The organism is Halosolutus gelatinilyticus (genome assembly GCF_023028105.1).
Taxonomy (GTDB): Archaea; Halobacteriota; Halobacteria; order Halobacteriales; family Natrialbaceae; genus Halosolutus; species Halosolutus gelatinilyticus.
The window spans coordinates 3,054,998-3,068,702 of record NZ_CP095491.1; the positions used below are offsets into that span (position 1 = coordinate 3,054,998).

Below are 13,705 nucleotides of genomic sequence, written 5' to 3' on the forward strand. Positions count from 1 at the left end.
CCACGCGGTGGGTTGGGCGGGCCGGATGGGCGCGAGCAGGACGATTTCGCTACGATGGAGGTTTCATCATGAGCTCAGGAACTGAGAAGGCGGACGGCACGGACGACTCGAGTGCGGATTCCGGCGGCCACTGTTCGACGCCGGATTCGGACGGCGAGATTGCAGAAGAGATCGCGATCGTCTCCTTCGGGCGGAAGATGGAGACCGCTGAGGAGATCAAGGCCGAACTCGAGGGCCGCTACGAAGCGATCGAGATCCTCGAGTACCACAGTGACGTCTTCGAGGAGCACTGGGGCGAGTACGACTGCTTCGTCGGCCTCATGGCCTCCGGGATCGCGATGCGCAAGACGGCCCACCTGCTCGACGACAAGTGGGAGGACCCGGCGATCTGCGTCGTCGACGAGGAACTGACGTGGGCGATCCCGATCACGGGCGGCCACCACGGCGCCAACCAAGTCGCACAGGACCTGGCGACGATGGGTGCCGTGCCGGCCATGACGACGGCGTCGGAAGCCGCGGGGAAGCAGGGCGTCGAGTCGCGCGCGAAGGCGATGAACGCCCACGTCGTCAACGGCGACTCGACGATCAAGACGAACCTCGCCGTGCTGGACGACAACCTCGATCCCGTCGCGCGACTCGACGGCCCGGAAGTCGTCCTCGTCGGCGACGACGTGACGGTACTCAAGCGCAACGAAGATGATGGGATCGTCATCGGCACCGGCAGTGTCTCCGGCGCGAGCAAGGACTCGTTCCTCGCCGCGTGGGAGGAGGCGCTCGATCGGACCGACTACGACCGCTCGGACGTCGAGTTCGTCGCCACCGCGACCCGGAAGGAAGACGAGGAGGGGCTGCTCGAGGCCGCACAGGAACTGGGCCTCGGCGTCGTCGTCTTCGACAAGGAGACGCTGCTCGACCACGAGGGGCCGACTCCTTCCAAATCGAAGGAGTTGATCGGCTGGCCGGGGGTTTCCGAAGCCAGCGCGATCGCCGGCGGCCGCGAGCAGGAGTTGGTGCTCGAGAAGATCAGCTACGAGAACGAGGTCACGGTGGCGATCGGTCGATGAGTTCCGAGAGCGACGCCGCCGAGTCCACTGACGCTGATGCGGACGCGAATGCGACCGCGGACGCGACGGCCGACGGCGCCCCCGACGATCGCGGCACCCTCTACGTCGTCGGGATCGGCCCCGGTCTGCCGGACCACATGACCGCGAAGTCCAAACGGGTCATCGAGTCCGCGAACGTGGTCATCGCCTCGAGTCTCTACCAGGCGTTCCTCCGCGAGGACGGCACGCTTCCGCCGGAGGAGGCCGTCGACGACGGCGGGTTCGCAACTCGAGACGACGGCTTCGAGCAGGAGATCGTTCGCTCGACGATGGGTCGACAGATCGAACTCGCCCGCGCGGCGTTCGACTACGTTCGCGAGGGGAAGGACGTCGCCCACGTCTCCGGTGGCGATCCGTCGGTCTACGGCAAGTCGGACCTCATCTTCACGATGGCCGAGGAGGAGGACGCGACGGACGTCCCGATCGAGATCGTCCCCGGCCTCACCGCGGCGCTCGGCGGCGCGGCCAACGTCGGCGCGCCGCTGTGCAACGACTTCTGCACCGTCTCGCTGTCGGACAAGTGGCGCGGCTGGGACGAGATCGAGGAGAAGCTGCGCGCCGCGGCGATTTCGAACTTCGTGATCGTCCTCTACAACTGCTGGCGCAACTACGAGCGGGCGGTCGAGATCGTCCGCGAGGAGCGCACGGACGACGCCCTCGTGGCGATCGTCAACGACGCGGGCCGCGCGGACGCCGGCCGCAACGGCGAGAGCGAGTTCATCACGACCCTCGGCGAGGCCGCCGATCACGACGACAAGGTGTCGGGGATGGGAACCTCGCTGATCATCGGCACCCACGAGACCGAGACCTGGCGCAACGACGATCGAACGTACCTGGTCACCCCGCGCGGCGGGCGTGACGTCGACGACTTCTAACGATCCATGAGCACGGACACCACTACGGACGCGGACGCTGACGACGAATCGACATCGAAGTGCGGCGCCTCGACCGAGACCGAAGCGGAGACGGACACCTCGTCTTCGTCCTCGGATCCGAACTGCGGGGCCTCAGGCGGGAGCGGCGATTCGAGTGGTTCGAGCGGTTCCAAGTGCGGCGCATCGAGTTCCGATTCCGGTTCCTTGGCCTCCGAATCGAAGTGCGGCGCGTCCAGCAAGAAACAGTCCACCGAGGAGAAGGTCGGCGCGACGATCGACGACTTCGACGCCGACCCCGGCCAACTGACGGCGGTCGGGCTCGGCCCCGGCCACTCCGAGGGCATGACCGAACGCGCGAAGGCGGCGTTACTCGACGCCGAGCACATCGTCGGCTACACGACCTACATCGAACTCATCCCGGACGAGATCACCGCGGCGGCCGACGAGCTGTACGACACGCCGATGTGCGGCGAAGTCTCGCGAACGGAGGAGGCGATCGACCGCGCCCTCGCGGGCAACGACGTGGCGATCGTCGGCAGCGGCGACCCGAACGTCTACGCGCTGGCCGGCCTCGCGCTCGAGATCCTCGAGTCGAAGGGCGCGACGGCGTCGACGGTCGACTTCGACGTGATTCCGGGCGTGCCGGCGGCCCAATCCTGCGCCGCTCGCCTGGGCGCGCCGCTGGTCAACGACACCGTCTCGATCTCCCTGTCGGACCACCTCGTCCCGATGCCGGAGATCGAGTCGCGCCTGCACGCCGCGGCCAGGGAGTCCTTTACGATCGCGATCTACAACCCCTGGAGCCGCAAGCGCCGCGATAATTTCGAAAAGGCCTGCGAGATCCTCCTGACCCACCGCGATCCCGATACGCCCGTCGGCGTCGTCCACGGCGCCGGCCGCGAGGACGAGCGGGTGCTGATCACCGAACTCGCTGAACTCGAGGACCTCGGCGAGAGCGAGCTCGTCGACATGACGACCACGATCGTCGTCGGCAACGAGGAGACGTACGTCTGGGACGATCGGATGGTCACGCCGCGGGGCTACGAGACGAAGTACGACTACTGAGCGCCAGCGAACCACCCCAATCCAGCATGCCACGATACGAAGTCACCATCGAGACCGACGCCTGCGACGGGATCTTCGCCTGCCTGACCCGCGACCCGCGGTTCGTCGAGGGCGGAGACGGCCTCGCGACGATCGACCCCGACGCGGACCCGATCTACGATTGCGAGGGCGAAGTCACAGACACCGCCAAGCGCATCGTCGCGACGTTCGACGACGATCGAATCGACGAGGCCAAACAGGCCGCGGCGGCCTGTCCGACGGATGCGATCGTCGTCGAGGAGGTGGCCGAATGAGCGAGACGGAATCGAAGACCGACGACACGGTCGAGACGACCGAGATCGAGGTCCCGGCGGACCCGCTCGCGGGCCATCCCGCGACGGCGTACTTCTGGGGCCACGTCGCGGGGAGCGGCGACGTCTCGGACGAGGGTATCGAGGTCGTCACCAACGACGAGGAGTCGGCGCGGGTGCTGGCCGCGATCGTCGGCGGCGACGTCGAACACGATACCACCAGCCGCGAGTACGCCCACGACGCATCGATCACCCGGACGGAGGACGAGTACGCGTTGTCGATCGGCGCCGACGGTGAGAACGCAGAGGACGGAAACGGCGGCCTCCTCGGACGAAGCGGCGCGCTCGGCCTTCCGGTCGACGGCCGCGGCAGCTACCGTTTGGGCGCCTTCGCCGGGTACGATCGGGAACTGCTCCGGGGACTGCTCGAGGGCTGCGGAACGATCTGTTTCAAGTCGAAAAGCGACACCGTCGGCATCTCGTTCGTCCACGACGATCGCGACCTGCTCGAAGTCACGCGGGAACTGATCGCCGACTGCCCGGTGGCCGCGCCGACGGGCGACCTCTCCGGGACGTCTTCGGGCGGCTACTGGTTCGGCGTCGACGACGACGCCGCGCCCGCCTTCGGCACGTGGCTCTACGAGGGCTGCGAGGAGACCGGGCTGTTCGCGCCCGGTCGCCGGCGAAAACTCGAACGGAGCCTCGATCGGGCCGAGGCGTACGACGAGACGTAGCGAGAGACGCACCGAACCCGGACACGACCCAGACGCGACGAATCTACGCGATCCAAACACGATGAGCGCACCCGACGACACCCCGACCGCGACGGCGTTCGACGACGAGGCGGTCCTGCTGATCGGACACGGCTCCCGGCGAGAGAAGTCCAACGAGCAGGTGCGGGAACTGGCGGCCGGCCTCGAATCCCGGCTCGGAGTTCCGGTCGACGCCACCTTCCTCGAACTCGCCGATCCGGCGATCGGCGAGGCGTTCGCCTCCCTCGCGACGGTGACGAGCGAGGTCACGGTCGTCCACTGCTCGCTGTTCGCCGCGAGCCACGTCAAAAACGATGTGCCGCTGGCGATCGATCGGGCTCGCGCGGCCCACGAGATCGAGATCAACAACGGCTCGCACCTGGGGATCCACCCGGCGATCGTCGACCTGCTCGACGATCGGGCCGGCGCGGTCGAGCGCGAACTCGGCATCGATCGGACGGAAGACGACGTCGCGGTCGTCCTCTGTGGGCGCGGATCGAGCGATCCGGACGCGAACGGCGACGTCCACAAACTGGCCCGCCTGCTGTACGAGGGCCGCGAGTTCGCTCGGGTCGAGGCCTCCTTTATCGGCGTCACGGACCCAACGCTCGACGACACCCTCCACGGGCTATCGAAGCACCGCCCGGACGCGGTCGTCGTCCTCCCGTACATGCTGGGCGACGGCGTGCTCACCCGGCGCGTCCGCGACCGGACCGCCGACTTCGACGACGAGTACCCGTACGTCGACGCGCTGGCCGGCGATCCCCTCGGGACGGACTCACGGCTGCTCGACGTCCTCGCCGATCGGTGGCAGGAGGCCCGAACGGGCAGCGTCGAGATGTCCTGCGACACGTGCAAGTACAAGGTCGATCTGGCGGGGTACGAGCGAGACGTCGGCGGCGCCCGCGCCATGCTCCGGGCGCTCGCCCACCGGGAGGCCCACGCTGACCGGGACGTCGTCGACGACGAACCGCACAGCCACGACGCGCCGGACAAACACGTCGCGGTGTGTACGAACCGGACCTGCGCCGAGATGGGATCGCCAACGGTCATCGAACGACTTCGCCAGAAGGTTCGCGACTCCGAGCACTGCGACGCGCGGATCACGCGATCGTCCTGTCTCGGTCGCTGCGGCGACGGGCCGATGGTCGCCGTCTACCCGGACGGGGTCTGGTACGGCGACGTCGACGCGGGCGACGCGGAACGCATCGTCGCCGACCACCTCGATCGCGATCGCATCGTCAGCGATCTCGTCGATCAGATGCTGTAGGAGTAGAATCGCACGCTAATCACATCCGACAATCACCATACCGAAAACGCACACATGAGCTGTCACGAAATCGAAGCGCTACGACTCGGACTGATGACCGTCCTCGGGATCGGGGACGAACACACCCGCGAACACGCGGAGAAAGAACTCGAAGGGCACCTGGAGGGCCCGATCGAGGGACTCGCAAACGCGGAGACCCTCACCGAACTCCAGCGACACCTCGACACCGCGCTGGTCGACCTCGAGGAGGAAGTCGCCACGATGGACCGAGACGATCCCGCGTACGACTACACGCGTGGTCGGCTCCTCGAGGTTCGAAACGCCGAGCGGGCGATCCAGCGCATCGCGGCGCACGGGGAAAGCGTCCTCGACGGTCTCGGAGAGGCTCACGACACGCTCCACGAAACATTCCCCGTAGAGGAGTAAGATGGCGCGCTCCGAATCCGACGCCGAGATCGAATCCGATCGCCAGGGTGCCTTCCGTCGCGTCGAACTCGGCGACATCGAGCGCGCGCGAAGTCGACACATGTGGACCCGATCGACCGTCCACGTTGCCGGGAACCTCGTCCTCGCGGGGCAGTGGGACGGCACCGTCACCGCGTTCGACGCCGACTCGCTGGAGCCGCGATGGACGACTACCCACCCGGATCACGCGGTCGGGATCGCCGGCCTCGACGCCAATCGAGATGACGGCACGGACGCCGGTAGCGCGGAGACGGTCGTCGTCGCCGGCCGCGGCAAGATGGGGACGATCGCGGCCTACGACGCCGCGACGGGCGAACGGCGGTGGCGCTACGACGCCGTCGAGGACGTCGGCGAAGCGGTAAAGGAGACGGTGTTCTACCTGCCGTACGTCGTCGCGCTCGAAACCGACGGAGCGGGCGAGGACGCCCAAATCTACGCGGCGGCCCGGCGATACGAACGGGACGGCGAGGATCGACGGTGGTACAGCACCGTCCTCGCGTTCGACGCCGACGGCACCGTCCGCTGGCGGTACGAGACGGACGCCTCGCCGATCGCACTCGGCCTCGACGAGGGCGGCGGGCGACTGGCGGTCGGCTACAACCGCTGTACGGGCGATCACGATAACGGCCTCGTCGTCCTCGACGCGGCCTCGGGCGAACCGGCGTGGACGTGGGATCCCGGCACGCCGGGCGATCGCCGCGTCGGCGACGTCTCCTTCGACGGCGATCGACTCGCGGTTTCGAGCCACGGCGACAAGCGCGGCTACCTGCTCGGACCGGGCGGCGCCGAACTGTGGCGGGTCGACCTGGCCGTCGAGAGGGACGTCGGCGACGAGACGCTGTACGCCTATCCGACCCACGCCCACGCGAGCGACGGCCGCGTCGCGTTCGTGACCGGCAACACCTACGCGAAAGAGCGCCGCGAGACCGAGAATCGCCACCCGAACGAACACCGAATCGCGACGTTCGACGCCGAGGGCGCGCTCGTCTGGGACGCCGACGTCCGCGGATTCGTCCACGGCCTCGATGCCGACGGGGAGACGATCGTCGCCCCCTGCGCGCAGAACTTCCGCGTGCGCGATCCCGAGACGCACGCCGTCCGCTGGTTCGACCTCGACTCCGGCGAGGAGCGTTCGGAACGGGTCGACGGCATCGCGACCGCGGCGGCCGTCGATCGCGGGACGATCGCGGCGATCGAAGAACCCGTCGAGTATCACGACGAGGGCGAGACGCGCGGCGAGTACGCCCTTCGCGTCGGCTCGGTCGGTCGATAGCCGCGGCCCGTTTTCGACACCCCGCTAACTACCCTTTCGCGCCGTCGTCGGCGTTCGATCCGACTGAATTCGGGTGGTCATCGCATACGCAAGGGTAACCCCCACAGTCCTGTCGGCCGTCTCTGGTCGTATATAATGACAGATCCGTTAGTAGATGACGGCGAGGCGGAGTGTTCGGCTCCCGTGGACGTCGAACCCCGCTCGCGTCGTCCGGACGAAACCGATCGGGGCGAGCGAGACCCCCGGCGGGTGATGACCGACGGCGGACAGGCCGTCGAGGAACCGGAGGAAGACGAGGGCGAGGGCGAGAGCGAAGAAGCCGGCGACGAGGTCGAAGACGAGGCCGACGAACCGGACGCGGAGGCTGACCGGGAAGACGAAGCCGAAGCGGAGTCCGAAGCGGAAGCGGAAGACGCGACGGAAGAAGCCGAGGACGAAGCGGAGGAGGACGAGGGGGAAGAAGCCGAAGAAGACGAACGCGAGGTGGAGGCGGAAGAGGAACCGAGCGAGGAGCCCGAAGAAGCGGAGGTCGAAGCCGAGGAAGCCGAATCCGAAGAAGAAGACGAGTACCACGTCGAAGACGCGGACGATGTCTACGAGGGCGACGACGCGTCCGGCGTCCTCCACCTCGACCTCGACGGGCTGTTCCTCGACCTGCTCGGGCTCGAGGTCAACCTGAATCCCGTCACCCTCGACGTGTCGGCGCGACCGGGGGAGAATAACCTGCTCGGGAACCTGCTGTCCGCGGTGTCGGGACTGCTCGACGGTCCGAGCGCGATGATGGACAAACTCACGTCGCTGCTCGGGAAGCCTCGGGAACTCCTCGGGAACCTCTCTGACTCCCTCAAGAGCGGGCTGCGGAACTTGCTCGCGAAGCCGGGCGAGATGCTGCGGAGTCTCTTCGGCGGCGCCGGCGAGGAATCCGAGGGAGGCGCGGAAGCCGCGGACGAAGAAGCGGAGGAGTCCGAAGAGGGCGCGGAAGCCGAGGGCGGTCGACTCTCTTCGGCCGTCCAGTGGGTTCGATCGAAGTTCGCCGGCGCGGCCGGCTGGTTGAAGGAGCGGCTCCTGGGGCTGGTTCCGGGGCTGCCGATCGAGGACCTCATCGCGACGGTCGTTCGCAGCGCGTTGCAGCAACTGCTCGAGCAACTCGAACCGGAGGAAGCGCCGACAGGGGACGACGAAGCGGCCGCGGAGGCTGAAGCATGAGTCAGGAATCCGAATCCACCGAATCCGTCACGCAGCGAATCGACTACGAATCGATCACCGAGAACGTCAACGTCGAGGAGTTGATCGAGGGCACCCAGTGGGAGGACCAGATCGACGAGGATCGCCCGCTCGGAGAAGCCCTCGGTGCCCAGATCGGCGCGCTCGTCGGCCGCAAGGTCGGCGAGTCGGTCGGCCGATCGATCGGCCACCTCGTCGTCGAGGAACTGCTCGGAACCAAAGAGGAGGCCGAAAAGCAGGAAGCCGACGAAGCGGCCGAGGAAGGAGAAGCGACCGAAGAAGACGAGAGCGAAGAGGAAGCGGACGAAGGCGACGAGGCTGAGGAGAAAGCCGAATCGGAGGCGGGTGACGAAGACGAATCCGAAGCGGAAGGGGAAGAGACGGAGTCCGAGGAGAACGCCGAGAGCGAGGAATCGGAAGCCTCGGACGCGGGGAACGAATCCGACGAGTCCGACGGCGACGAGGGTGACTGACCCATGACGGCGAACCGTCTCACCGACGATCGATCGCCCCGAGGTGGGACCGATGAGTGACGATCAGGGACTCACGGACGCCGTCACCGAGGAGGTGACGAACCAGGTCGACGTCGGCGACATGCTCGGCGAGGGGAGTCTCGAAGAGAAGATCGACGGGAACGAACTCGGCGCGGCGGTCGGCCGCCAGTTCGGCGAGCGAGTCGGCCGCGAGGTGGGCGCCTCGATCGGCCGCGAGATCCACGAAACGCTCGCGAAGGGCTTCGAGGAGGGACGCGGCCTCTCGGAGCTTCGATCGAACGTCGCGACCGCCGTTCGAACCGGGGTCGACGACGCGATCGACGAACTCGGCGGCCGATCGGCGGTCGAGTCGCTGGCCGGGTCCGTGAGCGACGGCGGTCGACTCGGCGGGTTGCTCGACGGCGAGGAGTCAGCCGAAGAGGACGACGCGGACGAGGAAGCGACAGAGGAGACAGAGGACGAGTCGGAAACCCCGGACGAAGACGCCGACGAGGAAGCAGCGCCGGCGGAAGGCGACGAAGCGGAGGCGGAGGAAGCCGAAGGCGAAACGGACGAGCAGGCCGAGGCGGAAGGCGAATCCGAACCGTCGGCCGAGGACCTCGAGGATCTGCGGCGGGAGACCCTGGAGGACTTCCTCGGGGTGATGTCCTACGAGGACCTGCAGTCGATCGCCAAGGAGATCGGGGTGAAGGCCAACCTCAGCCGGGAGGAGATGACCGACGAGATCGTGGAAACGGTGACGAGCGAGGGCGAAGACGAGGCGGAGGACGAGGAACAGGCCGAGGCGAGCGAGTGAGGCCGCGACCGGGGGCGAACAGCGACATACCGTGTGATCACCATGAGCGACGAACTACGCGAACGGGTCGACGAACTGTTAAGCGAGGCCGGCGCCGCGAGCGGATCGGTCCTCTCCGACGAGTCCGACGGGGGCGACTCGGGCGATCGATCGCTGGCCGAAACGGCCCGGGAGGCGAACGACCTGCTCGAATCCGCCGAGCCGCGGGAGCTGCTCGCGGCGGTCGACCTCGACACGCTTCCCGACGGCAGCGAACCGAGCTCGATCCCCGAAGCGATCGCGCGAGGAGACCAGGTGAGCCTGGAAACCCTCCAGCGGTTGCTCCACCTTTCGAACCTCGCCGATCGGAGCGACGGCGGCGAACTCGACGAGGCGATCGAGGGGCTCCGCGGGTCGATCCGTGAGGGTGACGGCGAGGCGGCGACCGATGCTGGCGACGGAGATGGAGACGGGGAGACGGCCGATCGGTCGAAAGCGGAGTCCGCGGACGAATCGTCCACGGGAGAGACCGAATCGGGGGTCGAGGACGAAGCCGACTCGTCCGTGACGGGCGACGTCGGAGACCGGGTGCGATCGGCCCTGGCCGATCGGTTCGAGGACGTCGGCGACGACGTCTCGTCGCTTCGCGATCAACTCGAGGACGCTGCCGCGGACGCGGCGGACGTCGGGTCGGGAGAAGGCGCGGCGGAGGGCGACGAATCGGCGGAAGACGACGAACCCGAATCGGACGGGGAAGACGGCGGCCTCTTCGACTCCGATTGGGGAGGCGGAACCGAGTCGAGCGGTCCGGCGAGACTCTCCACGATGGCGCCGCCGCCCTCGGAGCGAGCGGACATGCGAGCCGTGCGGAGATACTCGACGATGCCGAAGAAGAAGTGAGAGCGACCGGATCAGGTTTGATCGCCGTCGCGGTCGCCGTTCTCACCGTCCCGCCAGTCGTCGATGAACAGCCGCGCGCCCATGATCGGGATGAACAAGAAGAACGCGAGCAGCATCGTCGACACCATGATCGCGTTGAGGTACTGCGGCGTGATCGCGGGCGGCAGCATCCACGAGGCGATGAGTACGCCGCCGACTACGGAGACGGCGGCGAGGACGAGCAGATCCGCGCGGTTGACCGGAACCTCCTGCTCCTGGGCCATACCGATGGTTGCGACCGGGCCGTAAAGTGTTCCACGTTTTCGGGTGCCGATCGACCGATTTTCGTGGCGGATCCGTCGAAACGAGGGCCGTCGGGCGCGAGCGGTTCGGTTCGGGGAGAACATTTACCACCGCCCTCGTATGAGGGAGTGATATGACGCTCCTGGTTCCGTTCGACGGGTCCGATCTGGCGGCGATGGCGCTCGAGAAGGCCTCGACGTTCGGCGAGTTGCTCGACGAGGAAGTGGTCGTGCTCACGGTGATCCCCGACGACGCCGACTACGCCGCGGACCGAGGGTGGATCACCAGGGGCGAGCCGTTCGATCCGGAGCGAATCGCCGCGGGGATCCAGACGCGAGCCGACGAGGTGGCCCCGGAGGCGACGTTCAGCGTCGAACGGGTCAGCTCCGACGAGCCGACGGCGACGGCGACGACGAACGTCGTCCGCGAAATACGCCGAATCGCCGCGGAGATCGAGGCGTCCGTCGTGTTCATCGGATCGGAAAACGCCGGCTCGGTGATCGCGCCGCAGTCGAGCGTCGGCAGCCCCGTCGCGAACGATCACCGGTACGACGTGTACGTCGTCCGCCACCCCTCCGCCGGGGTCGATGCCGAAGAGGTCTCGGACATCGACTCGACGTTTTAGACCCGAGTTCGATCGCCCGCGGACAGGACGCAACGACTCGAGAGCGCAGCGGGGCGAAGCGATCCCGCGGGCGATCGGATCAGGGCGACGGCGATCGATGGGCCGAGACGCCGATCACCAGAATCCAGGCGGGAGAATCGTTCAGGATGCCGGAACGGTATCGGCGCTTCGACCGTCGGTATCCCCCCGTCGGCAGCCGGTTTTCGGAGGAACGTTTATTCGTCTGACCGACATCGATTCGGACGAGACATGGTCGATCGGAACGGGTGGGGACGGGAACGGCCCGCGCCCACCGGGGCGCCTCGGAGTCCGCCTGCGGCGTTTGTCGAACAGGCGAACGTCACGGACGAAGAGATATACGAGGCGTTCGACGAGAACTGGCCCGCGTGCTGGGAGCGGGCCGCGGAGCTGCTCACCTGGAACGAACCGTACGATACCGTCCTCGAGGCCGAGGATGCGCCCTTCTACCGGTGGTTTACCGGCGGGACGCTGAACGCCTCGTACAACTGTCTCGATCGGCACCTCGAGGCGGGACGAAAGACTCACACCGCGATCCGGTGGGAGGGCAAACGCGGCGAGCGCGAGACCTACACCTACCGGGATCTGTACGTGGAGGTCAACGAACTCGCGGCGGCGCTTCGCGCGCTCGGCGTCGGCGAGGACGACGCCGTTACGATCTACCTGCCGATGATTCCCGAGTTGCCGATCGCGATGCTGGCGTGTGCTCGGATCGGCGCCCCGCACAGCGTCGTCTTCGCGGGGCTCTCGTCGGAAGCGCTGGCGACGCGGATGGACGCCGCCGAGAGCGAGTACCTGATCACCTGCGACGGCTACTACCGCCGCGGCGACGCGTTCAACCAGAAGGCCAAAACCGACAACGCCCGGATCGCCCTCGAACAGGACGTCCAGACGATCGTCGTCGATCGGCTCGGCGACGACCTCCCGCACGTGCTCGGCGAGAACGAACGGGACTACGACGACTTCCGCGAGGCGTTCGAGGGCGAGACCGTCGAACCGGTTCCCCGCGACGCCGAGGACATGCTGTTCCTGATGTACACGTCGGGGACGACGGGTCAACCGAAAGGGGTCGTCCACAGCACGGGCGGCTACCTCGCCCACGTCGCCTGGACCTCCCACGCCGTCCTCGACGTCAAGCCCGAGGACACCTACTGGTGTGCAGCGGACATCGGCTGGATCACGGGTCACTCCTACATCGTCTACGGGCCGCTCGCGCTCGGGACGACCACCGTCATGTACGAGGGAACGCCCGACTACCCCGATCGGGGGCGCCTCTGGGAGATCGTCGATCGAAACGCGGTCGACGTCTTCTACACGGCGCCGACGGCGATCCGCGCGTTCATGAAGTGGGGCGAGGAGTTCCCCGAGGGATACGACCTCTCGTCGTTACGCCTCCTCGGATCGGTCGGCGAGCCGATCAGTTCGCGTCCGTGGCGCTGGTACCACGAGCACATCGGCAACGAGGAGTGCCCGATCGTCGACACCTGGTGGCAGACCGAGACCGGCGCCATCACCGTTTCAACGCTGCCCGGGATCGACGAGATGAAACCCGGCGCGGCGGGGCCGGCGCTGCCCGGAACCGACGCCCGAGTCGTCGACGATTCGGGCGACGAAGTCGGGCCGGATGAAGCCGGGTACCTCGTGCTCGCTCGGCCGTGGCCCGGCATGGCCCGGACGCTGTACGACGGCGACGATCGGTTCGTCGCGGAGTACTGGCGGCGCTTTTCCGATCCCGGGGACGACCGATGGTGGTACGAAAGCGGCGACGCGGCCCGGATCGACGCGGACGGCTACATCACCATCCTGGGTCGGGTCGACGACGTGATCAACGCCTCCGGCCACCGCCTCAGCACGATGGAGATCGAATCGGCGATCACCAACGTCGACGGCGTCGCGGAAGCGGCCGTCGTCGGCCGATCGAACGCGACGGCGGAGACCGAGATCTACGCCTACGTGAGCACGGATGGACACAACGATCCCGACGCGGCGATCCGCGAGGCGATCGTCGAGAACGTCGAGGCGACGATCGGCCCGATCGCGCGGCCCGAACAGGTGATCTTCACGCCCGAACTGCCGAAGACGCGATCCGGGAAGATCATGCGCCGCCTGCTCGAAGACGTCGCAAACGGCGAGGAACTGGGCGATACGAGCGCGCTTCGGAATCCGGAGATCGTCGGCGAGATCCAGGCTGAGATCTTCGGTGCCGACGCGGTCGACGAGTAGTTTCGCAGATCCAGAGAATCCGAAATTAGCGATCCGCGGACTGATCGGACCGCGTTCGGGCCGAGAACCGA

General features: G+C 67.3%; 15 protein-coding genes. 14 read left to right on the forward strand and 1 reads right to left on the reverse strand.

Annotation, left to right across the window (positions count from 1 at the left end):
• Positions 1-68 precede the first annotated feature (68 nt).
• The 12 genes from cbiG (at position 69) to MUH00_RS15070 (ending at position 10,486) form a co-directional block, all read left to right on the forward strand.
• Positions 69-1,064, forward strand: coding sequence for a cobalt-precorrin 5A hydrolase (gene cbiG, locus MUH00_RS15015; protein WP_246999917.1), 996 nt, complete (start codon positions 69-71; stop codon positions 1,062-1,064).
• A complete protein-coding gene (locus MUH00_RS15020) occupies positions 1,061-1,978 on the forward strand; it encodes a precorrin-3B C(17)-methyltransferase (protein WP_246999919.1) in 918 nt (305 codons plus the stop codon). Before cbiG ends, MUH00_RS15020 begins: the two co-directional genes overlap by 4 nt.
• A 6-nt stretch (positions 1,979-1,984) precedes the next feature.
• Entirely contained in the window at positions 1,985-3,043 is a 1,059-nt protein-coding gene (cobJ, locus tag MUH00_RS15025) for a precorrin-3B C(17)-methyltransferase (protein ID WP_246999921.1), read from the forward strand.
• 26 nt (positions 3,044-3,069) lie between these two features.
• Complete coding sequence (locus tag MUH00_RS15030; protein WP_246999922.1) at positions 3,070-3,336, forward strand: ferredoxin; 267 nt, start codon at positions 3,070-3,072, stop codon at positions 3,334-3,336.
• Positions 3,333-4,067: a cobalamin biosynthesis protein gene (locus MUH00_RS15035; RefSeq protein WP_246999924.1), complete on the forward strand. Its 735-nt coding sequence runs from the start codon at positions 3,333-3,335 to the stop codon at positions 4,065-4,067. The genes MUH00_RS15030 and MUH00_RS15035 overlap by 4 nt, the downstream gene beginning before the upstream one ends.
• A gap of 61 nt (positions 4,068-4,128) precedes the next feature.
• Complete coding sequence (locus tag MUH00_RS15040) at positions 4,129-5,355, forward strand: CbiX/SirB N-terminal domain-containing protein (RefSeq protein WP_246999926.1); 1,227 nt, start codon at positions 4,129-4,131, stop codon at positions 5,353-5,355.
• A 54-nt stretch (positions 5,356-5,409) separates the two neighbouring features.
• Positions 5,410-5,781, forward strand: a complete 372-nt coding sequence (locus MUH00_RS15045; RefSeq protein WP_246999928.1) for a DUF3209 family protein — start codon at positions 5,410-5,412, stop codon at positions 5,779-5,781.
• 1 nt (position 5,782) lies between these two features.
• Positions 5,783-7,093: an outer membrane protein assembly factor BamB family protein gene (locus MUH00_RS15050; protein WP_246999930.1), complete on the forward strand. Its 1,311-nt coding sequence runs from the start codon at positions 5,783-5,785 to the stop codon at positions 7,091-7,093.
• A 135-nt stretch (positions 7,094-7,228) separates the two neighbouring features.
• Positions 7,229-8,299, forward strand: a complete 1,071-nt coding sequence (locus MUH00_RS15055) for a hypothetical protein (RefSeq protein ID WP_246999932.1) — start codon at positions 7,229-7,231, stop codon at positions 8,297-8,299.
• The gene (locus MUH00_RS15060; RefSeq protein ID WP_246999933.1) at positions 8,296-8,790 is read left to right on the forward strand and encodes a hypothetical protein; all 495 of its coding nucleotides are present in this window, start codon (positions 8,296-8,298) and stop codon (positions 8,788-8,790) included. Before MUH00_RS15055 ends, MUH00_RS15060 begins: the two co-directional genes overlap by 4 nt.
• Positions 8,791-8,842: 52 nt before the next feature.
• Positions 8,843-9,607 (forward strand): hypothetical protein, encoded by a 765-nt coding sequence (locus MUH00_RS15065; protein WP_246999935.1) that lies wholly within the window; start codon positions 8,843-8,845, stop codon positions 9,605-9,607.
• A 42-nt stretch (positions 9,608-9,649) separates the two neighbouring features.
• On the forward strand, positions 9,650-10,486 hold the full coding sequence (locus MUH00_RS15070) for a hypothetical protein (RefSeq protein ID WP_246999937.1): 837 nt from the start codon (positions 9,650-9,652) through the stop codon (positions 10,484-10,486).
• 11 nt (positions 10,487-10,497) lie between these two features.
• Here the strand turns inward: MUH00_RS15070 and MUH00_RS15075 are convergent, their stop codons facing one another.
• On the reverse strand, positions 10,498-10,749 hold the full coding sequence (locus tag MUH00_RS15075) for a hypothetical protein (protein WP_246999938.1): 252 nt from the start codon (positions 10,747-10,749) through the stop codon (positions 10,498-10,500).
• A gap of 152 nt (positions 10,750-10,901) precedes the next feature.
• Here MUH00_RS15075 and MUH00_RS15080 point away from each other — a divergent pair, with 152 nt between their 5' ends.
• Both MUH00_RS15080 and acs read left to right on the forward strand, forming a co-directional pair.
• Positions 10,902-11,393 (forward strand): universal stress protein, encoded by a 492-nt coding sequence (locus MUH00_RS15080; RefSeq protein ID WP_246999939.1) that lies wholly within the window; start codon positions 10,902-10,904, stop codon positions 11,391-11,393.
• Between the two features lie 249 nt (positions 11,394-11,642).
• Positions 11,643-13,634: an acetate--CoA ligase gene (gene acs / locus MUH00_RS15085; protein WP_246999940.1), complete on the forward strand. Its 1,992-nt coding sequence runs from the start codon at positions 11,643-11,645 to the stop codon at positions 13,632-13,634.
• Positions 13,635-13,705: the final 71 nt, after the last annotated feature.